The organism is Microbispora corallina (assembly GCF_016863035.1).
In the GTDB taxonomy this organism is placed as follows: domain Bacteria; phylum Actinomycetota; class Actinomycetes; order Streptosporangiales; family Streptosporangiaceae; genus Microbispora; species Microbispora corallina.
Genome location: NZ_BOOC01000028.1, coordinates 1 through 26,338 on the forward strand (window position 1 = coordinate 1; position 26,338 = coordinate 26,338).

Below are 26,338 nucleotides of genomic sequence, written 5' to 3' on the forward strand. Positions count from 1 at the left end.
AACCCGCATCGCGGCCCTGAGCCCCTCACTCACCGCCGTCGCCGGGGTGCTGGCCAGCCGCATGCTGCGACTGGTCCTCGGAGCGGTGACGGGGATTCTCATCGCGCGGACCCTGCAGCCCGAAGGCAGGGGCGTCTACTCCGTCATAGCGACCACAGCCGGCACCGCCATCGTCGTGGCCCACCTGTCCCTGGAGAAATCACAGATCACCTTCTGGCCGAACTCGTCCCGCCATCGGCCGCTCATCACCAACGCGCTGGTCCTCGGCATGGCGTTCGGATTCGTGGCGACGGTCGGCGTTCTCGTCCTCGTCGCGGTCAAGGGCTCGCCCGGCGCGTTCCCTCTGTGGGCGGCGGCGCTGCTCGCCATCCCGTTCGGCACGGCGTCCATCAACTTCACCTCCATTCTGCTGCTGCAGTCCCGCAGGAAGGTGGTCAACCAGGCCACCGTGGTCGCCTCGATGGCGCAATGCCTGCCCATCCTCGCCCTCGCGGCCTCTGGGCACGTGACCATCACAAGCGTGGTCCTCTGCTGGACCGCCTCCATCGTGGTGCCGTTCTTCTTCTCGGTCCGGGCGCTGTGGCCCATAACCCTGCGTTGTGAGAAGAGTTTCGTCCGGCACGAACTCGGCCTTTCGATCCGCTACCACGTCGGGCTCGTGGCCTCCAACCTCCTCCTGAGCATGGACGTCTTCCTGCTGAGCGCTCTGGACTCCACGGCGACGGTCGGCATCTACACGGTGGCCGTGACGGTGATGGGCCTCGCCCGGATGCCGGCCGAGGCCCTCACCCAGGTCGTTCTCCCTCGGCAGGCCGTCCAGGGAGCGCGCGAGGCCCAACTGGTCACCGCCCGCACACTGCGGCTCAACCTGCTCGTATCGGCTGCCATCATCGGGTTGATCGCGGCCGCCTCACCTTGGCTGATCCCGCTGGTGTACGGCCACGCCTTCGCCGCGAGCGTCGCTCCCCTGCTGTTGCTCGCCCCCGGTACCGTCACGCTGACCCTGGTCCGCCCGGTCGAGCAGTATCTGGTGCGACTCGAGCGTCCGGTCACGATGGCGGCGATCTCTTGTGGGGCTCTGGCAGTAAACCTGCTGCTCAACCTCATGGCGATCCCGCGATGGGGGGCGGTCGGCGCCGCGCTGGTGTCGTCCGTTTCTTACACGCTACTGGCGTTCCTGGAGACGGCGTGGTTCCTGCGATCGGCGCGGATGCCCGTGTCCGCGTTGGTGCCACGCCTTGCCGATCTGCGCAGGACGCAACCCCCCGCCTCCACCTCCGCGGGGAAGCAACCGCCGGCATCCCGGCCTGCGGCGACGCCGTCCAGATGAGCTCTGGCCGTCCCGTACCGCCAGGAAGGACGACAGTTCACGTCAGAGCTCGCGGATGCGACAGCCCGCCGGCGGCCAGATCAAGCGCGGCGATCATGTCCATGGCTCGACGACGGTGCGGCGCCGTACCGGTTCTGGGCGCGGTGCGGGGGTGCGGGAGGCGCCCTGCCCCGGTTTCCGCGCGGCCTGCGTCCAGGCGACAGCGGCCAGCAGGCTCACGACCATGACGATCGGCATCCGCTGCCGGAAGATGAGACCGATATTGGACATGCTCGTCGCGTACACGATCGTGCAGGGCACGACGAACAGCAGCAGGAGCATCAGCACTCTCCGGCTCTGACGCCAGAGATGACGTGCTCCTCTAATGGCGTGGAAGATGAGGAGATACCAGACCAGCGTTTCGATTTTCGCGAACTGGAGCACGGCGCTTCCACCCGTCCAGGGAAACGGCGACAGCACCGTGTAGGTGAGCTTCGGCAGAATCGCGCTCCATGGGTTTCCGCCGTCGTCGAAGACGACCCCGGAACCTCCCTCCGCGTTCCCGAGACGAACCGCCTCCGACTGCCCGCGCTCAAGCTGTTCCTGCATCGTCCCGATGGCAGTGTCCTGCGCCGTCTCGGGGAAGAACACGAGGGGCACCAGCAGTCCGGCGAGAAGGGCGAGAGTGCACAGGGGAAGAGCCCGCCTGGCCCCGACGAAGCCGAGGACCAGCGGCAGCCCGCACATGAACACCATGTAGGGGCGCACGTTCCACAGGACCCATAGCAATGGCAGGAGCAGCAGCAGTTTCCGGATGTCGAACCTCTGGACGTTCGACGTGGCCAGCGCCAGGCACGCCATGACGCAGAACACGTTGAACCCGTCCTTGAACGTGTCGGACGTATGCAGCATGAACGCCGGCATGAACGCCGTCAGGACGAGGAGCCGGTAGGAGGCGCGCTCGTCGGCGCCGATGAGTCTGGCGAACCGGTACATGAGGATGCACAGTGCGCACGCGATGACCGCTACCACCGACGTGCATGCCAGGGGAGCCGGACCGCCGCACACGTAGATGACGAGCGCGAAGAGATTGCAGGGCACCGACACCGCGTCGATGGCGACGAACTGGAACCCCTCGCGATTCCAGATCTCTACGATCCGCTCCGCCCAGAGCTCATAGGTGTAGTTGTCGCCGCCGTACGGCAGCAAGTGGCTGCGCAGGAGCAGGACATGAACGACGAGTCGTGCGACGAAGGCCAGAAACAGCACCCATAGGGCCCGCCGCGCCACATCCCCGTGCAGGAAAGTCTGAATAAGAAAGACAAGTACAATCGCGGAGATCGCGACAACCATGTATTCCACAGAGAATCACCCGAATAATGTGGCGCGCAAAACGGGAGGTCGGCAACGTCTCGACACCCTAGCCCAGAAAACCCGTCGATTCCGCGTACACCGCCTTTCCCTTCGGCCAAGCCGGCGCAAAGGATCGAACCGGCCATGGCCGCGGCTTTCCGTGGCGAAACCCGTCGGCTACGCCATGGAAATCTCCCGTGGGAGTCGGCAGGAGGAGGGGCGGGCACTTACTGCCCGGGATCGGTCAAAGGAGTGACAAGAAAGCGATTGGCACGCTGCGTCCGGCCCGCCTCCGCCGATCGGCTCGCCAGGCTTGCACTCATGGAAGCGACGTCGCCCGTTCACCCGGCCACGCGGAGTCCGTCCAGGCCGACCGGCCGCGCGGCACGGGCGTCAGGCGGGCGAAGTGCACACGCCCGCGGATTCCTGCGATCCTGGTGGCTGCCCGCCGCCACGGTCGCCGCGTTCACCATGGTCGTTCTGCTCCGTTACGGCGTCACGCCGCGCGACCTGCTCGTCTTCGCCGTCTACGTCGCCTTCGGCCTGGCCCTGCCCGGTGTCCTGCTCGTCCGGGCCCTGCACGGCGGCAGGCGTACGCTCGCGGAGGAGATCGCCTTCGGTCTGGCGCTCGGGTACGCCCTGGAGGTCTGCTCCTACATCGCCGCTCGTGCGGCCGGGCTCCCTCTCCTCGTGTTGGTCTGGCCCACAGCCACCTACGCCCTCTTCCTCTTCGTGCCACGCCTGCGACCGCACTGGAAGTCGCCGCCCCGCCGGCATGCCCCGTTGTGGTGGTCATGGGCGCTCGCCCTGATCATGATCTATCTGGTGGCATGGGGCGCGGTGTCGTATTTCGCCCTCACTCCTCTCACCTGGCCCGCGCTCGGCACCGCCGCGCCCGACGTGCCCTTCCACCTCAGCCTGATCGGCGAGCTGAAGAACCATGTGCCGCCGACGATGCCGATGGTGGCCGGGGAGCCGCTCTCCTACCACTGGTTCGTGTACGCCCACTTCGCCGCCTCGAGTCAGATCACCGGCATCGAGCCGCTGATACTGCTGTCGCGCCTGGGCGTGGTGCCGATGCTGGCGGCGCTGATCACGCTGATCGCCCTGAACGGACGCAGGGTCACCGGGTCATGGACAGGCGGCCTGCTGGCGACAGCAGCGACGATCTTCGTGGCGACGCCGTCCCTCTACCTCGGCAAGGACATCGGCTCGTTCACCTGGGGAGGCATCCCGGACCTCGCGTGGTGGAGCCCCACCCAGACCTTCGGATCACTACTGTTCGCCCCCCTCGTCATCGTACTGATCGAGATTCTCCAGCAGCGGGCGCGGAGCGCGGGCGGGTGGCTGCTCCTGACACTTCTCACCGCGGCGTTGACGGGGGCCAAGGCCACCTACCTCCCCATGCTCGCGGTGGGACTCGTGACGGTGGCCGTCGTGGAGACGATCCGCGAACGACGGCTCTCGCGGCATACCGCCGGCGCGCTGTGCATCACGGCCATGGGTCTGGCCTTCTCGCAGTTCGTGCTGTACGCCGGAACCCGGGGGGCGCTCGTCGTCTCTCCGTTCTATTTCATCCGCACGACCTGGAGGGCTCTGACCGGTATCGCCGGCCAGGAGCAACCCACCGCGAGCTCCCTGATCGGTATGACCCTGGTGGTGCTGCTGGGCTGGCTCGTCGTGTGGTCCGGGATCCTCGGGCTGCTGGCCCGCCCCCGCCTGCTCGCCCGGCAGGCGGTGCCTCTCATGCTGGGCTTCGGTGGGATCGGCTTCGGCACCGCCCTGTTCCTCGCCCATCCCAGTCTCAGCCAGTTCTTCTTCCTGTGGGGCGCCTATCCCTATCTGGCCATCCTCGCGATCCTCGGCCTTCGCGAGCTGGTCGCGAGAGCGGGGGTCTCACGCCGGGCGGTCCTGTCCGCCGCCGCCTGCGGCCTTCTTTCCGTGTATCTGATCCCGGTGCTCTGCGGAGTGCGAGTTCCCGTGCCCCCCGAGCGGGACACCCTGCTGTTCCTGCCGTACATCGTGCTGGCCATCGCGGCGGCCTCGGCGGGCGTGGTCCTGATCGTCAAGGCGGGGTGGATCCGAGCCTGGGCGCTCACAACCGTGGCGTTCGCGGCCATCGGCCTACCCGCAGACCTGCACGCGCGGGTGCTCGCGACCGTCTTCCCGCTTGCGGGCGAGCACGCCGGCGAGGCGGGCAGGACCTCCGCCCCGGCTGCGGAGGGGCTCATGGCCGCCGGACGCTGGCTACGCGACCACTCCGGTCCCGGCGACCTGGTCGCCACGAATGCGCACTGCCGCTGGGGACTCGAGAGCCCGTGTGACAGCCGCCAGTTCTGGGCGTCCGCCCTCAGCGAGCGGCGGATGCTCGTCGAGGGGTGGGCGTTCACCTTCACCAGCGAGAACCGCTGGCACCCCGGGCTGACAGTCGCGCAGATCCCGTTCTGGGACCGCGAGCGGATCCGGCTCAACGACGCCGCGTTCCGCAGCCCGACTGCCGCTGTGATGCAGGACCTGCGGAGGCGCTACCACGTGCGGTGGCTCTTGGCGGAGAACGGGCACCTCGCGGGCGTCAGCCCCGAACTCGGCGACTTCGCGACGCTCGTGTTCCGGTCGGGCGACTGCTCCGTCTACCGACTGGCGGACGGATGAGGTCCTGATCGTCCCTGACCCGCGCACTTCCAGGAAGCCGACATGAGAGTTCTGCACATCGGACATCGCCTGCCTCCGGAGCCCGGGGGCAAGGAACGCTACATCGAGCGCCTCGTACACGAGCAACTCCTCCGCGGGCATGAGGTCGTCATCGCGCATCGGCACGGCGAGGCTCCGCCTGGGGCGGAATCACTCCCGCTCGCGCGCACCGCCGTGACACGAGCCCTGTCGCTGAAGACGGATGAGATCGCGTTCGCCGTCGAGTGCGCGAGAGCCCTGCACGGGATGCGCGGTATCGACGTCATCCACCTGCACGGAGACCACCGCGAAGCGCTCGGCCTGGGCCCGGCCGCGCGGCGGCTGGGCATCGCTCTCGTGGTCCACGTGCATGGCGGGATGAACACACGCCACCGGCGGATCATGCCGTGGGCCTTCCGCCACGTCGCCGGGTTCATCGTGTCGGGGACGAGACCCAGGGCGGACCTGCGCGCGGCCGGCATTCCCGACAGGCTCATCCGCTCGCTACCTGCCGGTGTGGACCTCGAAAGGCTCGCCGCGATACGGGAGAGCAACCAGGTCGAGCGGGGGCTGATCGTCAGCGTGGGATCGCTGGTGCCGGTGAAGAACCATTCGCTGACCATCGCGGCGTTCCACGAGATTCGGGCCACCCACCCGCACGCCCGCCTCGTCATCGTCGGCAGCGGCCCGGAACGGGCCCGCCTCGAACGACTAGCCGGTCCGGACGTCCGCTTCACCGGGCAGATCCCGCCGGACGAGGTCTACCGTCTGGTCAGCAGGGCCGAGGTCTTCGTGCACTCCTCCCAACGGCTGCCCACCATCGCCGAGGGGATACCGACCGCGCCGCTGGAGGCGCTGGCGCTCGGCGCCGCGGTCGTCGTCTCCTCTGAGTCGTCACTCGAGCCCGCCGTCACCGACGAGGCCGCCTACCGCGTGTTCCGCTCGGGATCCGCGGCGGATCTGGCCAGGCACCTGTGTGGGGTACTCGACGACGACGCGGTTCGACGACGGATGGCCGAGCACGGTGTCCGCGCGGCCTCCGATCTCGACTGGCCCCTGGTGGCGGGGCGCATCGAGGAGTGGTACGAGCGGTTGACGCCCGCCCGGACCCCTCGGCGGCTCAACCGGTTCTAGAGCGGGAGCCGCACGTGACGGGGCGACCGGACGTGGAACAGCCGGACTGCTCCATCGGCGCCGGCCGGCCGCACGACCGGCTGACGCGCTTCCGCCCCGGCGGCGATGTCCGGCGCGTAAGAGGGGCGCCACCATCGCGACGCCCCTCGTACGTCCGCCGTCACTGAGGCTGCAACGTCCCCCGCCCGAGGCCCGCACGCCCGGCCAGGTCCACGTAGAGCTCCTCGAACCATTCCGACGTCGTGACCATGTCCAAGCCGTCCCCATCAGCCAGGGCTCCGGCCCGCAGTTCACTATGGGTCCGCGGCTCCATCGCCTGGAGCACGGCCCTGGCGAGGGCGCCGGGCGATCCCGGCTCGGTGAGGATGCCGTTCCGCCCCGAGGTGATCAGGTCGGGGAGGCCTCCGACCCGGGTGGAGACCACCGGCACCCCCGCCGCGAGTGCCTCCATGACCACAACGGGCAGCCCCTCGTGGTGGGAGCTGAGGACGAGAAGGTCGGCTGCCGCGATCAGCCGCCTGGCTCCGGATACCCGCCCGAGGACGCGCACCTGCCCGGCGAGACGCCGCTCCCGCACGTCGCGAACGACCGCGTCCCGCAGCGGTCCTTCCCCCGCGAGCAGGAAAACGGCGTCCGGGCGGGCCCGCACCACCTCGGAGGCCGCCTGGACGAGCATGCGGTGATTCTTCTCGGGGCGGAAGTTGGCGATGGTGACGCACAGGAAGGCGCTCTCGGGCACGTCGAACTCGCGCCGCACGTCGGCCGCCCGTGCGGCCCACTCCCGCTGGTTGCGCACGTCGACCCCGTGAATCCGGGTCAGCAGCCGACGGCAACCCGCGACGGCGCGGGACTGCGCCACAGCCGGTGACACGGCGACGGTACGGTCGTCCAGCCTCCGGGTGAGCCGGTCGAGGAACATCGTCTTGGGCCACTGGATGCCGTGGACCGTCGACACGAGGACGGACCTGCGCCTGGTGAGCCGCACGAACGGGCGGAGCACGATGCCGGGCGCCGGAGAGTGCACGTTGAGCACATCCGGCGCGAACCGCCGGACCATCGCGGCAAGCCTGGCGTAGACCAGCGCCCGTGGGCACGAACTGAGGTCGACGACCGTCACTCCGGCGGAACGCAAGCGCTCGATGAGCTCACCGGTCGACGCCCGCAGGCAGATCACCGTGTAGTCCACGGCGCTGTTCACGATCCGCCTCCGCGCCGTCAGAAGCCGTTCGACGAGCAACACCTCGGCGCCCCCGGGGTCGAGGGTCTTGACGACCTCGCACACCCGAAGCCCGCGCACGGTGAGCCCGGCCGGAGCCGCCGCATCAGCCTGATCGCAGCCGGAATTGGAATGGAAGTTCATGTGCTCCGCCTACCGATTTTTTATCCACGTCATCCGCGATCGCGGGTTTGAATTCCCAGAAACCACGCTTCGCCGACTCGGCGAGCGCACCGGAAGATACGTAAAAGGAAATCATCGCGATAAGCACAGGCAAGCGAAACACGGCCCTCTTGGCCTGTCCTTTCCATCGGAATCGCATCGCCCGCCTGAACGTAGTCCGGCAGCAGACGACAGCGCGGTTACCAGCCACGATGTCCGGATCTCCCCGGACGGCGGCCACTCGATCATGGCCGGGTACCGAAATCGGAAACTCTTCCCCGTCACGGTGAGCGCACCGCTGCGCAGATCCTCGCGCCGGTTAGTTTCTCGGGCGTGAGACAGGCCTATCAGCGAGGATCCCGATGAAGCCGGACAGCCGGATTCGCGTCATGGAAATCATTGCCCGCATGAATGTGGGCGGCCCCGCCACGCAGGTTCTGGGACTGTCGAAGGGTCTGAACTCCGAGGAGTTCGACCACCGGCTCTACATCGGCCACGTCGGCGACGCCGAGGGCGACCATCTGCGCCTGCGTGACGCGGCCGTGCCGGTGCACCGGGTGCGCGGCCTCGGCCGCTCGATCAGCCCGGCGAACGACGTGCGCGCCTTTTTCCAACTGGTCCGTGCGATGCGCGAATTCCGGCCGCACATCGTGCACACCCGTACGGCCAAGGCGGGCGCGCTCGGCCGGACGGCGGCCCTCATGTCGGGGGTGGGGGCGGCGCGGATCCACGTGTTCCACGGGCATCTGCTGCACGGCTACTTCTCCCCCGCCAAGCTGCGCCTCTACATACGGACGGAGCGGGCGCTCGCGTCGATGTCGGACCGGCTGGTGACCGTCGGAGCCCAGGTCCGCGACGAGTTGCTGGCCGCCGGTATCGGGCGGCGGGAGCAGTACGTCGTCATCCCGCCAGGCGTGCGGCTGGGCCCAGTGCCCGGCAGGGAGGCGGCCCGGGCCGAACTGGGGCTCCCGCAGGACGCGCCGGTGGTCGCCTACGTCGGGCGGCTCACCCGGATCAAGCGGCCCGACCGCTTCCTCGAGGTGGCGGACGCGGTCCTTCGCCGCATACCCGGCTGCCGGTTCGTCGTCTGCGGTGACGGCGAGCTGAGGCAGGAGCTGGAGCAAGGGATCGGCTTCGCCCCGAACTCCTTCCACCTGCTCGGATGGCGCAAGGACGTCGAGACGGTCTACTCGGCCGCCGACGTGGTGCTGATGACCGCCGACAACGAGGGCACCCCGCTGACGCTCGTGGAAGCGGGCATGGCCGGAACACCCGCGGTCTCCACCCGCGTCGGCAGCATCGCCGAGATCGTGCGCGACGGCCACACAGGGCTGCTCGCCGCCACCGACGCGGCCGAACTCGCCGAGCACGTGGTGCGGCTGCTCTCGGACAGCGGCCTGTCCCGCCGGATGGGCGAGGCGGCCCGCGAATGGACGACCGGCGCGTTCGGCGTCGAACGCCTCGTCTCGGACACCCAAGCCCTTTACCGATCACTTCGCGGCGCCTCGAAGCACCGCCTTGTCTGAAGAGAGCAACACATGAGGATCCTTGTGACGGGCGGCGCCGGTTTCATCGGCGCGAACCTCTGCCGCGTGCTCATCACCCGGCCCGAGATCGAGAGCATCACCGTGCTCGACGACCTGAGCACCGGCGACCGGCGCAATGTCGAGGACCTGGGCGTGGAACTGGTGACCGGGAGCATCCTGGATCGCGACCTCCTGGCGGACCTCGTTTCCCGGGCGAGCGCTGTCGTGCACCTCGCCGCGCGGCCCTCGGTGCCCAGGTCGCTGGCGGACCCGCTAGCGTCGCACACGGTCAACGCCACGGGCACGCTCCACGTCCTGGAGGCGTGCCGGGCGACCCGGCCGCACCTGGTCCTGGCCTCCTCGTCCTCCGTCTACGGCAACTGCACCGAGCCGTTCAAGCACGAGGACCTGCCCACGCGCCCGCTCAGCCCGTACGCCGCGAGCAAGCTCGCCACCGAGGCGTACGCCATGGCGTACGCGGAGAGCTTCGGCCTGCGGGTGCTCCCTTTCCGCTTCTTCAACGTGTACGGTCCCATGCAGTCGGCCGGCCACGCGTACGCGGCGGTCATCCCGGCGTTCGTGTCCGCCGCCCTCGCCGGCGAGCCGCTGCCGATCCACGGCGACGGCACCCAGGCGCGGGACTTCACCTACGTCGGAACGGTCGCGCAGGTGCTCACCGAGGCGGTGGTCCGCGGGGTGGCGAGCGGCACGCCGGTGAACCTCGCGTACGGGACGCGGACCTCGCTGCTGTCCCTGAAGGACGCCCTCTCAGCGGTGCTCGGCCGTCCTGTGGAGGCGACGTTCCTGCCCCCGCGCACGGGCGACATCCGCGTGTCGCAGGCGTCTTCCCGGCTGCTTCTCGAACTGTTCCCCGGCGTGCGGCCCGTGCCGATGAGCGAGGGGCTCCGCCAGACCGTGGAGTGGTTCGAAAAGGCCGCCGGAACACGTCTGTGATCGCACTCCATTCCTTTCGCATGCCGTCTCTCACGTTCCAATGCACATGCCACTGGAGGTTTCGGTGACCCACTCACCAAGGCGCACATATCTGATCACCGGCGGAAGCGGCTTCGTCGGCTCCCATCTGACCGACGCGTTGCTCGCCCGCGGCGACTCGGTCGTCGTGCTCGACGACCTGTCGACAGGCCGGCTCGCCAACCTCACCCCGCACCCGAACCTGCGCTTCGTGCAGGGATCGGTGCTGGACACCCTCATGGTCGACGAACTCGTGCGCCAGTGCGACGTGGTCGTCCACCTCGCGGCGGCCGTCGGGGTCAAGCTGATCCTCAAGGAGCCGCTGCGCTCCTTCGTCACCAACATCCGCGGCACGGAGACCGTCATCGAGGCGGCCCACCGCTACCGGCGCAAGATCCTCGTGACGAGCACGAGCGAGATCTACGGCAAGAACGCCGGCGACGCGCTCACGGAGTCCGCCGATCGCATCCTGGGCAGCCCCGCGCTGGCCAAATGGTCCTACAGCACAGCAAAGGCCGTCGACGAGATCCTGGCCAACACCTACCACAAGGAACGCGGCCTGCCGACGATCGTCGTGCGGCTGTTCAACACCGTCGGCCCCCGGCAGAGCCCCGCGTACGGCATGGTCGTTCCCGCCCTCGTCCGTCAGGCGGTCACCGGGCTGCCCCTCACCGTGTACGGCGACGGCACCCAGACCCGATGCTTCGCCCACGTCGAGGACGTGGCCGACGGGCTGGTGCGCCTGCTGGACCACGAGGGCGCCGTGGGCCAGACGTTCAACATCGGAGCGAATCACGAGGTGAGCATCCTGGAGCTCGCCAAGCTCATCGTCGAGATGACGGACAGCACATCGGGCGTCGAACTGGTCCCGTACGGCGAGGCGTACGGAGAGGGTTTCGAGGACATGGTGCGCCGCGTGCCCGACACCACCAAGCTACGCGAGCTGACCGGTTGGTCACCCCGCCGGACGCTTGAGGACATCCTGACGGAGACCATCGCCGAGGCCCGCGCGGAGCTGGCGGCTCCCCGGCGGTGAACAGCTCCACTGTCCCGGCCGCCGCGGTCTGCGGCTTTCTGCTGACCGCGGCGGCCACGCACGTGCTGCGACGGGTAGCGCTGCGCTGGGGAATCGTCGACCGGCCCGGGGGGCACAAGTCGCACCGGCGGCCCACTCCCTATCTTGGCGGGGTCGCCATCGTGCTGGGCACCCTCGTCCCGCCGATCACACTCGCCGGGCCGGCCGTGCGGCCGGTCGCCGGCATCCTCGTCGGTGCCCTGGCCATGGCCCTGCTCGGCCTGATCGACGATCTCATCCCGCTCCCCCCGCTCACCCGGCTGGCCGTTGAGGCGCTGGCGGCCGGCGTCGTCGTGGTGAGCGGGGTCGTGGCGCCGATCACCGGCACCTGGCTGGACCTCGTGGCCACCCTGGTATGGATCGCCGTGGTCACCAACTCCTTCAATCTGCTCGACAACATGGACGGCGCCCTCGGGACTCTCACCGCGGTGAGCGCGGCGCTCCTGGCGGCCGCGGCCTTCGCGACCGCGCAACCCGTGATCGGGCTGGTCCTGGCGGCCCTTGCCGCCTCCGCCCTGGGCTTCCTGCCGTACAACTGGGCCCCGGCGAGGATCTTCATGGGGGACGCGGGCTCGCTGTTCATCGGCTTTCTGCTCGCCTCCTCGGCGGCGGCGCTGGTCACCGGCGCCCGGACGGGCACGGCGATCGCGGGCCTGCTGCTGCCGACGTTCGTCGCGACCGTCGACACGGGGGTCGTGCTGCTGTCGCGGCTGCGGGCGGGACGGCCGCTGCTGCTGGGCGGATCGGACCACCTCTCGCACCGCCTCCGGCGGCTGGGTCTCGGGGTGAGGCTCACGGCTGTCACACTCGCCGCCGTCGCAGCCGCGGCCGGCGTGCTCGACCTTGTGACGACGCTGGGCTGGATCTCCACGCTCGGCGCAGTGCTCGGCGCCATGGCCGCCGGCGGCGCCGGGGTCGTCCTGTCGCAACGCGTGCGGGTCTACGGGGCACCTGCCCGCCCGCAGAGCTCTCTTCCTGTTAGGCGGTGACCGTTGATGGAACTCCTCTACTACGCGCGCCTCATGCGCGCGAACTGGCTGCTCCTGCTGCTCGCGCTGCTCGCCGGGCTGGGAGGCGCCGTCGTCGTGACGGCGAACACCCCGCCCACTTATGTCGCGGCGATCTCGATGCTCGTCTCGGCGGACGACAGGGAGGGCAGCGTCTCCACCGCCATCCAGGCCGGAGTGCTGTCCCAGCAGCGGGTGCAGTCGTACGCCACCCTGCTCACGAGCCGCCGCGTGGTCGGCCAGGTCGTGAGTGAGCGGGACGTCCAGAGCCTGCAGGGCTCGCTCACAGCGGACGTGATTCCCAACACCGCGATCCTGCGCGTCACGGTGCGGGACACGCACCCGGCCCGCGCGGCGGCCCGGGCCAACGGGCTCGGGGCCGCGTTCGCCAGGCTGATCGACCAGATCGAGCGGCCGACGCCGAAGAGCCGCCCCACCGTCCGGATCACGATCGTCGACGACGCCGAGGTCCCCCAGGCGCCCGTCGCGCCCCGGCCGCTGCTCAACCTGGCCCTCGGCGTCCTGATCGCGCTGCTCACGGCCGTCGGCGCGCTCGCGCTGCGCGATCGCCTGGACACCACCATCAAGACGGCGGAGGTGCTGCAGCGGATCACGAAGAGCTCGCTCCTCGGGGTGATCGGGTACGAGCGGGACGCCCGCAAGCACCCGCTGATCGTCCACGGCAACGGCCGTTCGTCCCGGTCGGAGTCCTTCCGTTCGCTGCGGACCAACCTGCAGTTCATCGGCGTGGACAGGCAGCCGAAGTCGCTCGTCGTGACCAGCTGTCTTCCCGATGAGGGCAAGTCATCGACCTCCGCCAACCTGGCCATCACGATGGCGCAGGCGGGATGGCGCGTGATCCTGGTCGACGGCGACCTGCGCCGCCCCTGCCTCCCCCGCTACCTCGGCATCGAGGGCGGGACCGGCCTCACGGACGTCCTCATCGACCAGGCGTCCCTGCCCGAGGTCATCCAGACGTGGGGCCCTTCCGGCCTGTCGGTGCTCCCGAGCGGCCGCATCCCGCCGAACCCCAGCGAGCTGCTCGGCTCACAGGGGATGCGCGCCGTGCTGGCCCGGCTCGCCGAGGCCTACGACATGGTGATCATCGACGCGCCGCCGCTGCTGCCCGTCACCGACGCCGCGGCCCTCGGGGCGATCTGCGACGGCGCGCTGCTCGTCGTACGGCACGGCAGGACGCGGCGCGAGCAGGTGGCGCGCGCCGAGGAGCTGCTGTCGTCGATCAACGCCCGCCTCGTCGGCACCGTCCTGAACTTCGCGCCGGCCAGGCAGGGCGACTACTACGGCTACGGCTACGGCTACGCCTCGGCGGAGCAGGCCGAGGTCAGGGATTCGATCCCCGTCCCATCAGTGTGAGCGGGACGGCGAGCGACTCAGCGATCCGGCGCGCCGCGGACCGGTAGGCCCTGCGGGAGCCCCGGTAGGGATCGGCGATGTCGGGCTGCTCCGGCCGGACCAGTCCGCGCAGCGCCCTCACCTGCTCCACCAGGACCTGCGCGCGCCGCGCGGGATCGCCGTGACACAGCACGTCGCCCGCCGGCACGGCCCGCGCCAACGCGCCGAACTCGGCGATGGTGAAGGCGCGCGCCGCCGCGAGGGGGTGCAGCGCCACCGCCTCGCGGCGGTGCTCGGACGAGGCGGCCAGCACGAGGTCGGCGGCGGCCACCGCCTCGGCGGTCAGCGGGCGCGAGACGAACCCCTCGGGATCGCCACCCAGCAAGATCAGCTCGCGCCTGGCCCCCTCGTCCATCGGCCGTCCCGGCACGGCACGGGTCCCGGCACTGGCCGCCACGACGGGGCCGTCCGGCCCGAGAGCCGACAGCGTCAGCCGTTCGGCCAGTGGCGAGCGGCAGATGTTCCCCGTGCACACGAACAGGATGCGGAAGCCGGGCCCACGTCCGGGGCAGGCGTCGCCGTCACACGTACGCTCCATGAGCGCGACGCTAGGGCTCTCGCCGGGGAGCGGCATCCCGCGGCACGCCGCGCTTTACGCTTCCCGGAGCCGGGGCGGCCGGCGTCACGACCCTGGGCAGCCTCGGTCGTCGCGCTCGATCACGGTGTGCTGCGGGCGGACGAGCGGCTGCACCGGGATCACCGGCGGGGCCGCGGTGAAGGGCTCGAGCAGGTCCAGCTCGAGCGTCCGGGACTGCCGCGGAGCGAACTCCAGCATGACCGAGAAGACCGGGTGGGACCGCTCATACTCGGCGTAGAACCCCACGGGCCTGCCGTCGAGGCGCACCGCGCTCGCCTTCGCGCCGACCGAGCCGTACACCGACACCCAGAGGAGGTTGGACCCGGCGGCGTGCGGGTGCTCCGGGTCGTCGAGCCGGTCGGTGACGTACGTCGGCAGCGGCCCGCGCGGCGCGTCGTTGGTCAGCCGGATCCGCACCCGGGAGGTGCGCTGCCCGTCGGGGCGGCAGGGGCCGAGCTCGTAGGTGAGCGATCGGTCCAGGTAGTAGTCGAGCTTGGTGCCGGCCGAGTTGTTGACCACGAGCCCGGCGTACGGCCCGCGCTGCTCGGGCAGCACCCCGCCGAGGGGGGTGGCCGCCAGACGGCGCTGCTCGTCCTCGACCCGGCTCCAGACCCGGAGCCGGTGCTCACTCACCATGCGCGAGAAGGCGGGCAGCAGCCGCGCGGGCTCACGCACCGATCCGGTCAGCGCCTCGCTGACCGCTGCGGCGATTCTGATCAGGTATTTCTTGCGCTCGACAGGATCGGGGTAGCGGGCGTAGGCAACCCGTTCGGTGAGGTCGACGACGTTGCCGGCCGTCACCGTTTCGCCTCCGGGAAGTTTCACCGGCCCAATTGCGCCCAGGATGTAGGACAGGCCGACCGGGTCGGTCGCGATGGCCCCGTCGAGCTCCTGGCCGGTCTGGCGGCGCCACAAGCCGGTCCAGGTGGTCGCCGCGTAGGGAAAGTGCGGGGACAGGTTGGACACCGACAGCGTGGTGGTCGCGCCCCGCCCGTACCGCGAGGCGAACCCCTGGCCGTGGTCGACGACGGGCTTCGCGCTCGCCGCCATGCCGGTGTTGGCCGACAGCCGCGTCACGGAAACCCTGCCGCCGTCGGCCTTCAGGATGCCGAACGCGCCGACGAGGCCCCCGGTCCCCCTCGACTCGGCATTGGTCTCGAACGCCAGAAAATATCTGCGGGGACCGTCGCGGCCCAGCATGGGCGGCAGGAGCGCCGCGGCGTCGGCCCCCGCTCCGGCCCACCCCCGGAGCCGGTCGACCTCGTTCAACACGGTGGCACGCGCGCGGTCGAGGGTCGGCACGCCGGTCCTGGCCGGTGTGCGGGCCAGATCGGAACGCACCGCGTCGAGGCGCGTGGCGGCCCCGTCGAGGACCGGCGCCAGGGCGCCGAGAGCGGTCAGCGTCCGGCGCAGGTCTCCCGCGGACAAGGAGCCGGCCGAGAGGAACGGGGCGCCGGCCTGCTGGACTCGGGATAGCGCGCCGGTGAGATCGTCGGCGGCCACGGCCAGCCCCCGGGTCGTCTCCGCGGCGTCCCCCACCAGGGGGGCATGGGTGAGCAGCCACCAGACGGGACCCCCGGTGAGCCGCCGGGCCTCGGCCGCGTGCCACCGGGCGTCCGCGAGCGCCGCCGCCGCCGACCCGGGATCGCGCAGCCGGAGCAGGGCGTCCCTGGTCGCCTCCAGCTGTTCGCGTGCGCCCAGCCCCAGACGCAGCGACCAGCCCCCGGTCAACACGAGACCGAGGGCCAGTGACGGCACACCGATGAGGACGAGCCGGCGCTTCCTCCTACTCTGCACCGGACCTGCGACGCCGCACGGAGAGCAGGATGCAGGCGAGGGCGACGGACAGCAGGCCCGCGCCCACGACGGCGACCTTCACGGGGGCGCCCGTGAAGGGCAGTTGCCCGGCGCCGCCCGGCTGCTGCGCGACGTCCTGCGACTCGGCCGGCTCCCCCGCCTCTTCCGACTCCTCCTCCGGCTCCGACTTGTTCTCGGTGGAGGTCTCGGTGGAGGTCTCGGTGGCGGGCTTCTCCTCCGCCTTCGGGGCCGCCTCGTGCCCGGCCTCTTCGGGGGCGGCCCCGCCCACCGCACCGGGCGCGACGACGGGCAGCACCTGACCGTCGTTGTTCTTCGTGTTGTTCCACGCATAGGAGTTCGGCACCGACTGGGACCAGGTGTTGGTGTGCGTATCGCGCGGTTCCACGAAGACGTCCGCCTGCGCGGCGGGGGACGGCGGATAGACACCGGTCCGCCAGCCGTCGACGGCATGGGGCGGCGACAGCGCGGCCTGCGCGGCCGCGACCCCCGTGCACCCGAAAGCCAGGCCGCCCGCGACCGTCGCGGCCAGAAGAATGGGTATGGTACTTCTGCTTGCCACTTGTACTCCCGAAAAAATCCTTTCGCTCATAATGATGAGCGATATGTTCACTGCTCACCTGTTATATGCGCCTCGGAAGGAGCCGCTCAATCCCGCCACACGATGCTTACCGAAGGATCGGCGAGCGTTCTCGAACCATTGACGGTCGGCCCGGGCACGGAGTCCGGGCCGCGCCCGTTCCTCGCCGCCGGGGGTTCGCGGCGCTCCGATGACGGCGCCGTGCCGGGGCTTTCGCGTTTCGAGTCGTCGCGCAGGCGGCCTCACGTCTCGGAACCGCACCTTGCGCCAAAGACTTCGCCAACCCCCCGCGCGGACCGCGGTCCCGGTGCGGCACGGCCCCGATACTCACCCTGTGCTCGACGAACCGCTGACGCCATGAGGACCGCTCTGCGGGCCATCGGCGAGATCGGCGTGGCCGCCGGCCTGGTGGTCCTGCTCTTCTACGCGTACCTGCTCTGGGGCACCGGCTCCTACACGGAACGGACCCAGCGGGTCCTGCAGCGCGGGCTCACCCGCGAGCTCGGCTGGAGGCACACCGACGGCCCCGGGCGGATCCGGCTCGGGCACGCCCTCGCCCTGCTGCGGATCCCGCGGCTGGGGGCCAGTTACCGGTACGCGATAGTCGAAGGCGTCGGATCTGCCGAGTTGCGCAAGGGCCCCGGCCACTATCCGGGGACGGCGCTGCCCGGCCAAATAGGAAATTTTGTTATTTCAGGGCATCGGACAACGTATGGTGCGCCTTTTAACCGTATCGATGAATTGCGGCGCGGCGACGCCATCGTCGTGGAGGCCTCCGACGCCCGCTACACCTATCAGGTCGTGCGCACGGAGATCGTCCGGCCGGACGACCTGGACGTCACCGACCCCGTCCCCGGCCGTCCCGCGCAGCGACCCACGCTGGCGCTGATGACCATGACCACCTGCCACCCCAAGTTCTCCGCCGGGCAGCGCCTGGTCGTCCAGAGCGAGCTCGTCCGCCGAGAGGAACGCCACGACTGATCCGTCAGGAGACGTGAACGTGTACAGGTACGTCTGGCGCCGGCTGCCCGGGAGCACTCCGTTCCGGCTGCTCATCGCCCTGCTGCTGGCCGCAGCCGTGGCCGCGGCGCTGTGGTACGTGGTCTTCCCCTGGCTGGCGCCCCGGCTGCCGCTGGAGTGAACGCGGGAGGCGGGAGCCTCTCACCGCCCTCCGGCCGGATCCATCCAGCGGACCTCGTACGGCTGGAGGGTGACGCCGCCGCCGTCCACGCTGACCGCCTGGACGTCGCCGGTCGTGTTCACCGCGACGATGCGGTGCTCCTGGGCCAGCGCCCGCACCACCGGCGAGGAGACCGTCACCGGCACGAGCGGGGTGCCCGCGGGGAACCAGTGGGCGAAGTCCTGCAGCAGGCGCAGCGTGGCGGTGGGGGCGCCGTCGTCGCTGGAGACCAGGCACAGCGGGCAGCCCTCCCGCTTGTCCCTGGGCGCGTAGGTGTCCCAGTACAGCGCGGTCTCGGCGCCGCCGGCGGCCAGCTCCATCAGCGCGGCCGCGGTGACCGCCACGCGGCGCTCCCCGGTCCACTGCAGGGCCGGGCAGGAGCCGCCGGGGTCGATCGACGAGCAGGGCAGCGGGTAGAACTCGGCCCACCAGACCGGCAGGCCCGAGCGCTGCCGCAGCCAGCGCGTCACCGCGCCGAACTTGCCGAGCGCGCCGAACTCGTCGGGCTTCAGCGAGCCGTCGTGCGAGGCCGCGGCGCCGTCGACGACGACGAAGTCGGCGCCCTTCTTGTGCCGCAGCCAGTAGTCCACGGCCTCGACCACCCGGCCGTCGACCGAGCCCCACGGGCCGCTCACCTCAGACGGGCTGGGCGAGCCCGACACGTAGGTGTCGACGGGGATGTACGGCCCGCCCACCTGGATGCCCGGGTCGACGGCCTTGAGCGCGTCGTACACGCGGTTGTAGAGCTCGGTGTAGGCGACCGCGTTCCACTCCCCGTGCCGGTCGTCCCACATGCCCTTGAACTCGTTCCAGACGATGAACCGGCGCACGTGCGGGTACCGGCGGGCGACGGCCGCGGCGAGCCTGGCGAAGTCGTCGAAGTGCTCCTGGCGGGGCGCGGTCTCGATGAGGCTCCAGTCGGTCTTGCCCGGCCGGCCGCCCTTCATCCAGTCCGGCGCGCAGCACAGCGTGAGGACGGGCGCCCCTCCGGTGTCGGCCATCAGCTTCACCCGGGCGTCGAGCGAGGCGAAGTCGAAGACCCCGGGACGGGGCTCGGGGTTGTCCGCGCCGAAGCCCATGACGTGCTGGTTCTGCACGAGCGGCTGCGCCGCGAGCGCCCGCACGGCCGGCCCGGCGACGCGCTCGTCGTCCCCCGGGGTGTACTGGGTGTGCGTCAGCCCCCAGCGCGGCCACTGGACGGGCTCGGCGGTGCGGGAGACGGTCAGCGGCGTGACGCGCGCGGCCGCGGCCGCGGACGGGCTCTCCTGCCGGGCGTCCCTGCGCAGCGCGGCGACTCCGAGGATCGCGCCGGCGCAGACCACGGCGAGCGCCAGCAGGGCCACGGCGACGGGCCAGCGGGGGGATCGGCGTCCGCGCGCATGGCGTCCCCTGCGTCCTCCCACAGCGGGCCACCTTATCGGGGCAGGACGTCCCTCGTGCGCGTTTGGACCGTTTTCGCGCCATCGCTGGCCGGCGTGACTCCGCCCGGCCCGGCGTCCGTCCGGGACGGGGGCGCGGACGCCCGTTCACGCACCGGGCGGTCGCCGGAGGCGAGAGACTAGGCGGGTGCGAATCACGGTGATCCATCCCCGGGAGCTCGGCGAGCCGGAGCTCGCGCGGTGGCGCAAGTTCCAGGACGCCGACCCCGAGCAGGACAACCCGTTCCTGTGCCCCGAGTTCGTCCGCACGGTCGGCGAGCTGCGGCCGTACGTGCGGGTGGCCGTCGTCGAGGACGGCTCGGGCATCGGCGGGTTCTTCCCCTTCGAGCGGCACCCGCTCGGCATCGGCAAGCCCGTCGCCGCCGGCCTCACCGACCTGCAGGGCATGGTGTACGCGGCGGGGCTGGAGCTGGACGCCCGGGGGCTCCTGCGGGCCGCCGGCCTGTCGGCGTGGGAGTTCGACCACCTGCACGTCGGACAGCCCGTGTTCGCCCCCTACCACGGCAGCCGGCACCCCTCCCCGGTCATCGACCTCGACGAGGGCTACGAGGCGTACCTGGCGGGGCTGCGCCGCCGCTCCCCCACCACGCACCGGATGACCCGGTACAAGCGCAACCGGCTGGGCCGCGAGGTCGGCGAGGTGCGCCACGTGGCGGAGTCCGGCGACACGGCGGCGCTGCACGAGCTGCTGAAGTGGAAGTCCGCGCAGTACCGGCGCACCGGCCGCACCGACCGCTTCGCCCACCCGTGGATCGTCGAGCTCGTCGAGCGGCTGCACGCCCTGCGCACCGACCGCTTCGCGGGCAGCCTGTCGCTGCTGTACGCCGGCGACGAGGTGGTCGCCGGGCACTTCGGCCTGCGGACCGGCAGCCAGCTGTGCACGTGGTTCCCGGCGTACGACGTCCGCTTCGGCAAGTACTCCCCCGGCCTGCTGCAGCACCTCGGGATGGCGGAGGACTTCGCCGCCATGGGCCTGCGCCACATCGACATGGGCCGCGGCGAGAAGGACTACAAGGAGAGCCTGAAGACCCGCGACCTGGAGGTGGCCGAGGGCCGGGTGGCCCGGGCGACGCCAGGCGCGGCCGCGCACTGGCTGCTGCGGGTGCCCCCGCGTGCGCTGCGCAACACGGTCCTGGCCACGCCGTTCCTGCGTGACCAGGCCGACCGCGTGCTGAAGGGGTACGCCAGGCTGGTCAGAAAGTGACGGGCAGCCGCCGGACCGCGTTGTTGAACGTCGACACCATGGGCACCGGCGGCGCCGCGAGCCGCAGGCCGGGCAGCCGCGTGTACAGCTCGCGCAGCAGCACGGTCAGCTCGCGCTTGGCGAGGTGGGCGCCGAGGCAGTAGTGGGCCCCCGGGCCGCCGAAGCTCACGTGCGGGTTGGGCCCGCGGGTGATGTCGAAGACGTCCGGGTCGGTGAACACCTGCTCGTCGCGGTTGGCCGAGTTGTAGAACATCACGACCTTGTCTCCGGGGACGAGCGGCTGGCCGCGCAGCTCGTGCTCGGCGACGACGGTCCGCTGGAGCTGGGTGATCGGCGACGCGTACCGGACGATCTCGTCGACCGCGCCGGAGATGTGGGCGTCGTAGTCGGACAGCAGCAGCTCGCGCTGCTCGGGGTGCTCGCTGAGCAGCGTCACCGCGTGGGACAGCGTGTGGCCGGGCGTGTCGATGCCGGCGACGACCAGCAGCAGGAAGAACGCGCCCAGCTCCGTGCCGGTCAGGCGCTCGCCGTTCACGTCGGCGTTGGCCAGCGCGGAGATCACGTCGTCGCCCGGCTCCCTGCGGCGCTCCTTGCCGAGGCCGATGACGAGGTTGCGCAGCCCGAACGTCGCGCGCGTGTTGCGGACGGCGTGACGGAGCATGCCCTTCGGGTCGCTGCGGACGGCCTGGTACTCCACCGTGTCCCTGACCCAGCCCAGCACCTTCTCCCGGTGCTCCTCGGGGATGCCCAGCAGGTCGCACACGACGTGGGTGGTGAAGGTCTGGGCGACCAGCTCGACGAAGTCGCCGGGACCCGCCTTGGCCAGCTCGGCCACGGCCGTCTCGGCCCGCCGCTGCATCAGGCCCTCCAGCCGCTGCATCATGCGGGGGGCGAACGCGCGGGAGACGATCCGGCGCAGCCGGGTGTGCTCGGGCGCGTCCATGTTCTCCAGCGAGTCGCCGTAGATGTGCTTGACCCATTTGGGCGGCTCGGGATTGGTGACGGCCGGGCTGTTGGCGAAGACGGCCGCGTTGCGGCTCGCCTCGACGACGTCGGTGTGCCTGACGGCCGCGTAGAAGCCCCGGCCGGAACGTGCCAGGGGAACCTTGGGCTGGGAGAAGAAGACGGGACGCTCCTGCCGCCGGAGCCACGCGAAGGCCTCGGCCCGCTCGGCGGCGGGCCGCTCCCAGAAGTCCAGCCTCGCGATGTCGAGATCGGCGATGACGGTCACGTCACTAGCGTCCCACAGATGATCCCCCGCCCATTGCCCGATACGGGGGCCGGCTTGACCCTAGGATGGGTGCCTTCCCCAGCGCTGTCTTGTGAAGGATCCCATGCAGATCACCGTCATCCGTCCCGGCGAGCTCGGCCCCGCGGAGATCGCCGGGTGGCGGGCGATGCAGGAGGCCCAGCCGCACCTGGCCAGCCCGTTCCTCGCCCCGGAGTTCACGGTGGCCGCCGGCGAGGTGCGGCGGGACGCGTTCGTCGCGGTCCTGAGCGAGGGCGGCCGGACGGTGGGCTTCTTCCCGTTCGAGCGGCACCCGATGGGCGTGGGCCGGCCGATCGCCGGGTGGGTGTCGTTCGCGCAGGGCGTCGTCCATGCGCCGGGCGTGACGTTCGACGCCCGCACGCTGCTCAAGGGCGCCGGGCTCGACGTCTGGGAGTTCGAGTTCCTCGTCGGCGGCCAGCCGTGGTTCGCGCCGTACGCGACGCTGGAGGCCGAGTCGGTGCTCATCGACGTGTCGGCGGGGTACGACGCGTACCTGGAGCAGGTGAAGGCCAACGGCCCCCGCACGATCAAGACGGCGATGACCCGGCTGCGCAAGCTCGGCCGGGAGAACGGCGACCTGCGCGTCGAGCTGCACTCCGAGAACGCCGACGACCTGCGCCGCGTCATCGAGTGGAAGTCGGCGCAGTACCGCAGGATCGGGCGGCCCGACCGCTTCGCCCAGCCCTGGGTGGTCGAGCTGGTGGAGCGGCTGCACACGGCCCGCGCGCCCGGCTGCTCCGGCGCGCTCACCATGCTCTACGCGGGCGACAAGCCGATCGCGGGGCACATCGGCCTGCGCTCGGACACGCTGCTCGCCGGCTGGTTCCCCGCCTACGACGCCGACTACTCGAAGTACTCCCCCGGGCTGCTCCAGCACCTGCTGATGGCCAAGGCCGCGGCCGAGGACGGCATCCTCCAGATGGACTGGAGCACCAGCAAGGGCGACGACTACAAGCAGACGCTGCGGACCGGCGGCCACATGGTGGCGGAGGGCTGCGCCCGCCGCCGCTCGGCCGGGGCCGCGCTGTACTGGGCCAGGAACACCCCGGTCCGCCGGGCCCGGCAGCTCGTGCTCGACAGCCCGCGCCTGCACGGCCTGGCCGACCGGCTCATGCGCCGGTACGGCAGCCTGCGCGGCGGGTCCTGACGCCGTCCGGTAAGTCGACTTTCCGCTCCGCGCCGGGGGGCGGTAACTCCTTACCCAGAAATTTCGGGATAAGCAGAGTTACCGAGGCGAATGTGGCTGATGGGAGTACACGGAGGCGACCGTCGGATCACGATGACATAACGAGCGCCTGTGAGCGGAACGAACGCTCACGTAGACTCGTCGAGTGTCTGCGATCTGGATGTATCACTCGATCGACCACTACACATTCGACCCCTATTCCATAACCGTCGATCCCGACACCTTCGAGGCCCAGATCAGGTGGCTCTACAAGCGGGGCAAGCGCGGGGTCTCGACACGCGAACTGCTGGCGGCCGGCAGCACCGGCGACCTGGTCGCGCTGACGTTCGACGACGGGTACGCCGACTTCCTGGACCACGCGCTGCCCGTCCTGCGCCGGTACGGGTTCACCGCGAGCCTGTACATCGTGCCGGGGCTGCTGGGCGACCACAACGCGTGGGACCAGCCCGGTCCGCGCAAGCGGCTGATGACGGCCGACGAGCTGCGCACGGTGTCCGACGAGGGCATGGAGATCGGCTCCCACGGGCTGACCCACACGGCGCTCACCACGCTGCCGGACGAGGCGCTGAAGCACGAGCTGGCCCACAGCCGGGACATCCTGCGGGACATCACGGGCCAGCCCGCCGACGGCATCTGCTATCCCTACGGCTTCGCGGACGCCCGGGTGCTGGAGGCCGTGCGGGCGGCCGGATACCGCTACGGCTGCGTGACCGTCGACTCCCACCCCCAGGAGGCGCCCTACGCCTACCGGCGGGCGTGCATCGGCAACTATGGCCCGTTCCGGCTGCGCGCGGCCCCGGCGGAGACCCGGCTGCGCGTCCTCCTGCGGCGGCTCCGGCCGGTGCGGGCCGTCGGCCACATCGCGGCCGTCCCCCCGCTGCTGGAGGGCCTCGCCCACCTCGGGGACCACGTCCCGCTGTGACCCCCGGGGCCGCCCCTCAGGAGGTGGCGCCCGCGGCGTCGAGGTGACGCTGCACCCACGAGCGCGAGACGGCCCCCAGCGCGAGCGCCGTGACGACGTACGACCGGACCTCCAGCGGGCTCGCCAGGAACGACCGGCGGGCCCACCGGAGGGCGTTGCGCCGTTCGCCGTACATGCTCCAGGCCAGGCCGATCTGGCCGGCGAGCCGGGCGAAGCCCCTGCGCTCGGTGAAGAACTCGGGGTAGGTGGCGAGCAGCCACTCGTTGGCCGTGGCGATCGTGGCCCAGCGCCCATTGAAGTGGGACCGCCTGCCGTGGACGCGGACGCGCACGCCGACCTCGGGCACGTACACGATCGGCGCGTGCCGGGCGGCCCGCAGCAGCATGTCGTAGTCTTCGGCGAAGCCGCCGGGGATGTCCTCGGAGAACAGGCCGATCGGGCCGAGCAACCCCTCCCGCCTTACGAGGAAGGAGTCGGTGCAGGCCTGCTTCACCCGGGACTCGAGCAGGTCGGCGTGCGCGATCTGCGGCTTGTGCCACAGGCAGGTGCTGGTCCGGTCGCCGTAGTCGGTCTCGGCGCCGCAGGAGGCGAACAGCGCCCGCGGGTTGCCGGTCAGCGCCGCGACCTGGCTGGACAGCTTCCCCGGCAGCCATACGTCGTCGTCGTCGCAGAACCCGACCAGTTCGGAGGAGGTGGCGAGGATGCCGGCGTTGCGACTGGCCGACGACCCCGGACCGCGGTCGCCGCGCATCACCCGGACCTCGCGGGGATGGGGCGAGGCGTCCCGGGCGCGCTCGGCGAGGGCCGCGTCGGGCTCCGCCCGGTCGTAGACGACCATCACGGTGACGGGGCCCGGATAGTCCTGCCGGACGATGGAGTCGACGGCTTCCGTGAGCAATTCGGCGCGGTCACCACGGGTGGAAACAATGGCGTCGACAGAAGGCATGTCGCTCATGATGAGAAATGCTAACCGACGTCTTGGACCGTTCTAGGGTCGTTCCCTGGCGAATGCCGGGCCGTTCGGAGGGCGACCTCCGAGATTGACCGGCAATTTCGCGAATTATGCCTGGCGAGGATGGCAGAAAGGGGTTACCCCCGGACAGGCCGATCTCACCCGCGCCGGACGTCGATGCGCGTCGTCAGGCGAGGCGTCCGTCGAGATGGGCCGGGCGGGACGCACGGCGGGCGCGGGCCTGGGCCAGGGGCGGGGACGACGATCGGCCCGGGGCTGGGACGGCGGCGCCGAAGATTTTTTCGAATCCGCGACGATTTCGCGGGCCGGCGGGAGTCCTATCCGCGTCACCCTGTCACAGACGACGATTCACGGAAGGACCCACCGATCATGATCACCCACACCGTCGACGTCGCGGGCGGGCGCCTGCGCTACGAGGTCCGGGGTTCCGGGCCCCTGCTGCTGGTCATGGGGGCGCCCATGGACGCCGCCGCCTTCGCACCCCTGGCCGACGCCCTCGCGGACGACCACACCGTCGTCACCCACGACCCTCGGGGCATCTCGGGCAGCGTCCTCGACGACCCGGAGCAGGACTCCACGCCCGACCTGCGGGCCGACGACATGGCGGTCCTCCTCGACGCACTCGGCGCGACGTCCGCGGACGTCTTCGGCAGCAGCGGCGGCGCGGTGACGTGTCTCGCGCTCGCCGCGCGGCATCCCGGGCGGGTGCGCACGCTCGTCGCGCACGAGCCTCCCCTGCTCGACCTGCTGCCGGACGCCGCCGACAGGCATGCCGCGGTCGACGACATCGTCGCGACCTTCTACCGGGAGGGGCAGCCGGCGGCCTGGGGGAAGTTCATGGTCACGTCGGGCTTCGACGACGGCCAGGGCGGCGCCCCGGCCCAGCCGCCGGGCGAGTTCTCCGAGCAGGACATCGCCAACGGCGCCCGCTTCTTCGCCCACGAGATCCGCGGCACCACCCGCTACCGGCCGGACGTCGCCGCGGTGACGGCCGGGGCGGGCCGGGTCGTCGTCGGGATCGGCGAAACCTCGGGCGGCCTGGTCACGCATCCGACCTCGGTGGCGCTGGCCGGCCTGCTCGGTGTCACCCCGGTCGAGTTCCCCGGCGACCACGGCGGCTTCCTCGCGCAGCCCAAGGAGTTCGCCGAGACGCTCCGCGCGGTGCTGGCGGACGGACCACCCGCAGGCTGACCGCGCCGCACCCGCCACCCGGCTCGTGCCGTACGACCGGGCGGCGGGCCGGTCGCGGCGCCCGGCCCGCTGGAGAGGGCGGCGGTCCCGAGGAGAACCCGGACGACCATCCCGCGCGACGACCCCCGACGCCCCCTTCTGGACGACGGCCGGCCACCTCTCCG

At 71.0% G+C, this 26,338-nt stretch carries 22 protein-coding genes; 14 read left to right on the forward strand and 8 right to left on the reverse strand.

The features are described 5' to 3' along the window. Positions 1-1,330: lipopolysaccharide biosynthesis protein (locus Mco01_RS25195; RefSeq protein WP_204059359.1), on the forward strand; the 1,330-nt coding region annotated here is incomplete at its 5' end. A gap of 93 nt (positions 1,331-1,423) precedes the next feature. Here the strand turns inward: Mco01_RS25195 and Mco01_RS25200 are convergent. Beyond that, complete coding sequence (locus Mco01_RS25200) at positions 1,424-2,671, reverse strand: hypothetical protein (protein WP_204059360.1); 1,248 nt, start codon at positions 2,669-2,671, stop codon at positions 1,424-1,426. A 462-nt stretch (positions 2,672-3,133) separates the two neighbouring features. On the opposite strand from Mco01_RS25200, the gene Mco01_RS25205 reads away from it, so the two are divergent. Beyond that, positions 3,134-5,314 (forward strand): hypothetical protein, encoded by a 2,181-nt coding sequence (locus tag Mco01_RS25205; RefSeq protein ID WP_204059361.1) that lies wholly within the window; start codon positions 3,134-3,136, stop codon positions 5,312-5,314. A gap of 42 nt (positions 5,315-5,356) precedes the next feature. After that, a complete protein-coding gene (locus Mco01_RS25210) occupies positions 5,357-6,466 on the forward strand; it encodes a glycosyltransferase family 4 protein (protein WP_204059362.1) in 1,110 nt (369 codons plus the stop codon). A gap of 160 nt (positions 6,467-6,626) precedes the next feature. Here Mco01_RS25210 and Mco01_RS25215 read toward each other — a convergent pair whose 3' ends face one another. Continuing rightward, positions 6,627-7,826, reverse strand: coding sequence for a glycosyltransferase (locus Mco01_RS25215; RefSeq protein WP_204059363.1), 1,200 nt, complete (start codon positions 7,824-7,826; stop codon positions 6,627-6,629). Between the two features lie 425 nt (positions 7,827-8,251). On the opposite strand from Mco01_RS25215, the gene Mco01_RS25220 reads away from it, so the two are divergent. The 5 genes from Mco01_RS25220 to Mco01_RS25240 all read left to right on the forward strand — a co-directional run bounded on the left by Mco01_RS25220 (position 8,252) and on the right by Mco01_RS25240 (position 13,798). Continuing rightward, entirely contained in the window at positions 8,252-9,370 is a 1,119-nt protein-coding gene (locus tag Mco01_RS25220; RefSeq protein ID WP_239103897.1) for a glycosyltransferase, read from the forward strand. A 12-nt stretch (positions 9,371-9,382) separates the two neighbouring features. Then, entirely contained in the window at positions 9,383-10,324 is a 942-nt protein-coding gene (locus tag Mco01_RS25225) for an NAD-dependent epimerase/dehydratase family protein (RefSeq protein WP_204059365.1), read from the forward strand. Positions 10,325-10,388: 64 nt separating this feature from the next. Beyond that, positions 10,389-11,378, forward strand: a complete 990-nt coding sequence (locus Mco01_RS25230) for an NAD-dependent epimerase/dehydratase family protein (RefSeq protein ID WP_239103898.1) — start codon at positions 10,389-10,391, stop codon at positions 11,376-11,378. Beyond that, positions 11,375-12,406, forward strand: a complete 1,032-nt coding sequence (locus tag Mco01_RS25235) for a glycosyltransferase family 4 protein (RefSeq protein ID WP_204059367.1) — start codon at positions 11,375-11,377, stop codon at positions 12,404-12,406. Before Mco01_RS25230 ends, Mco01_RS25235 begins: the two co-directional genes overlap by 4 nt. Positions 12,407-12,412: 6 nt before the next feature. Next, a complete protein-coding gene (locus Mco01_RS25240; RefSeq protein ID WP_204059368.1) occupies positions 12,413-13,798 on the forward strand; it encodes a tyrosine-protein kinase domain-containing protein in 1,386 nt (461 codons plus the stop codon). Here Mco01_RS25240 and Mco01_RS25245 read toward each other — a convergent pair. The 3 genes from Mco01_RS25245 to Mco01_RS25255 form a co-directional block, all read right to left on the reverse strand. After that, on the reverse strand, positions 13,767-14,375 hold the full coding sequence (locus Mco01_RS25245; protein WP_204059369.1) for an arsenate reductase/protein-tyrosine-phosphatase family protein: 609 nt from the start codon (positions 14,373-14,375) through the stop codon (positions 13,767-13,769). The two genes, Mco01_RS25240 and Mco01_RS25245, sit on opposite strands and share 32 nt — an antisense overlap. Positions 14,376-14,459: 84 nt before the next feature. Then, positions 14,460-16,172 (reverse strand): DUF4012 domain-containing protein, encoded by a 1,713-nt coding sequence (locus Mco01_RS25250; RefSeq protein ID WP_204059370.1) that lies wholly within the window; start codon positions 16,170-16,172, stop codon positions 14,460-14,462. Between the two features lie 28 nt (positions 16,173-16,200). Continuing rightward, positions 16,201-16,791, reverse strand: a complete 591-nt coding sequence (locus tag Mco01_RS25255) for a hypothetical protein (protein WP_204059371.1) — start codon at positions 16,789-16,791, stop codon at positions 16,201-16,203. Positions 16,792-17,166: 375 nt separating this feature from the next. Between Mco01_RS25255 and Mco01_RS25260 the strand changes: the two genes are divergently transcribed. Both Mco01_RS25260 and Mco01_RS25265 read left to right on the forward strand, forming a co-directional pair. Beyond that, complete coding sequence (locus Mco01_RS25260; RefSeq protein ID WP_204059372.1) at positions 17,167-17,790, forward strand: class E sortase; 624 nt, start codon at positions 17,167-17,169, stop codon at positions 17,788-17,790. 13 nt (positions 17,791-17,803) lie between these two features. Beyond that, positions 17,804-17,950 carry a hypothetical protein gene (locus Mco01_RS25265; protein ID WP_204059400.1) on the forward strand — a complete coding sequence of 49 codons (147 nt, stop codon included), beginning with the start codon at positions 17,804-17,806 and terminating at the stop codon, positions 17,948-17,950. Positions 17,951-17,970: 20 nt separating this feature from the next. On the opposite strand, the gene Mco01_RS25270 is transcribed toward Mco01_RS25265, so the two are convergent. Continuing rightward, the gene (locus tag Mco01_RS25270) at positions 17,971-19,392 is read right to left on the reverse strand and encodes a glycoside hydrolase family protein (protein WP_239103899.1); all 1,422 of its coding nucleotides are present in this window, start codon (positions 19,390-19,392) and stop codon (positions 17,971-17,973) included. 163 nt (positions 19,393-19,555) lie between these two features. Between Mco01_RS25270 and Mco01_RS25275 the strand changes: the two genes are divergently transcribed. Then, a complete protein-coding gene (locus Mco01_RS25275; RefSeq protein WP_204059373.1) occupies positions 19,556-20,632 on the forward strand; it encodes a GNAT family N-acetyltransferase in 1,077 nt (358 codons plus the stop codon). Here Mco01_RS25275 and Mco01_RS25280 read toward each other — a convergent pair. Beyond that, a complete protein-coding gene (locus Mco01_RS25280) occupies positions 20,622-21,863 on the reverse strand; it encodes a cytochrome P450 (protein WP_204059374.1) in 1,242 nt (413 codons plus the stop codon). The two genes, Mco01_RS25275 and Mco01_RS25280, sit on opposite strands and share 11 nt — an antisense overlap. Before the next feature lie 103 nt (positions 21,864-21,966). Between Mco01_RS25280 and Mco01_RS25285 the strand changes: the two genes are divergently transcribed. After that, positions 21,967-23,049, forward strand: coding sequence for a GNAT family N-acetyltransferase (locus Mco01_RS25285; RefSeq protein ID WP_204059375.1), 1,083 nt, complete (start codon positions 21,967-21,969; stop codon positions 23,047-23,049). 184 nt (positions 23,050-23,233) lie between these two features. Beyond that, positions 23,234-24,010, forward strand: a complete 777-nt coding sequence (locus Mco01_RS25290) for a polysaccharide deacetylase family protein (RefSeq protein ID WP_204059376.1) — start codon at positions 23,234-23,236, stop codon at positions 24,008-24,010. A gap of 16 nt (positions 24,011-24,026) precedes the next feature. Here the strand turns inward: Mco01_RS25290 and Mco01_RS25295 are convergent, their stop codons facing one another. Continuing rightward, positions 24,027-24,956, reverse strand: a complete 930-nt coding sequence (locus Mco01_RS25295) for a glycosyltransferase family 2 protein (RefSeq protein WP_204059377.1) — start codon at positions 24,954-24,956, stop codon at positions 24,027-24,029. A 396-nt stretch (positions 24,957-25,352) separates the two neighbouring features. Here Mco01_RS25295 and Mco01_RS25300 point away from each other — a divergent pair, with 396 nt between their 5' ends. Then, positions 25,353-26,174: an alpha/beta fold hydrolase gene (locus Mco01_RS25300; protein WP_239103900.1), complete on the forward strand. Its 822-nt coding sequence runs from the start codon at positions 25,353-25,355 to the stop codon at positions 26,172-26,174. Positions 26,175-26,338 lie beyond the last annotated feature (164 nt).

Excerpts from the sequence above, each read along its gene's own strand:
- Mco01_RS25205 (WP_204059361.1), top strand. The coding sequence starts at position 3,134 with ATGGTCGTTCTGCTCCGTTACGGCGTCACGCCGCGCGACCTGCTCGTC.
- Mco01_RS25245 (WP_204059369.1), bottom strand. The coding sequence starts at position 14,375 with ATGGAGCGTACGTGTGACGGCGACGCCTGCCCCGGACGTGGGCCCGGC.
- Mco01_RS25225 (WP_204059365.1), top strand. The coding sequence starts at position 9,383 with ATGAGGATCCTTGTGACGGGCGGCGCCGGTTTCATCGGCGCGAACCTC.
- Mco01_RS25300 (WP_239103900.1), top strand. The coding sequence starts at position 25,353 with ATGATCACCCACACCGTCGACGTCGCGGGCGGGCGCCTGCGCTACGAG.
- Mco01_RS25260 (WP_204059372.1), top strand. The coding sequence starts at position 17,167 with ATGAGGACCGCTCTGCGGGCCATCGGCGAGATCGGCGTGGCCGCCGGC.
- Mco01_RS25285 (WP_204059375.1), top strand. The coding sequence starts at position 21,967 with ATGCAGATCACCGTCATCCGTCCCGGCGAGCTCGGCCCCGCGGAGATC.
- Mco01_RS25220 (WP_239103897.1), top strand. The coding sequence starts at position 8,252 with ATGAATGTGGGCGGCCCCGCCACGCAGGTTCTGGGACTGTCGAAGGGT.
- Mco01_RS25210 (WP_204059362.1), top strand. The coding sequence starts at position 5,357 with ATGAGAGTTCTGCACATCGGACATCGCCTGCCTCCGGAGCCCGGGGGC.
- Mco01_RS25215 (WP_204059363.1), bottom strand. The coding sequence starts at position 7,826 with ATGAACTTCCATTCCAATTCCGGCTGCGATCAGGCTGATGCGGCGGCT.
- Mco01_RS25295 (WP_204059377.1), bottom strand. The coding sequence starts at position 24,956 with ATGCCTTCTGTCGACGCCATTGTTTCCACCCGTGGTGACCGCGCCGAA.
- Mco01_RS25240 (WP_204059368.1), top strand. The coding sequence starts at position 12,413 with ATGGAACTCCTCTACTACGCGCGCCTCATGCGCGCGAACTGGCTGCTC.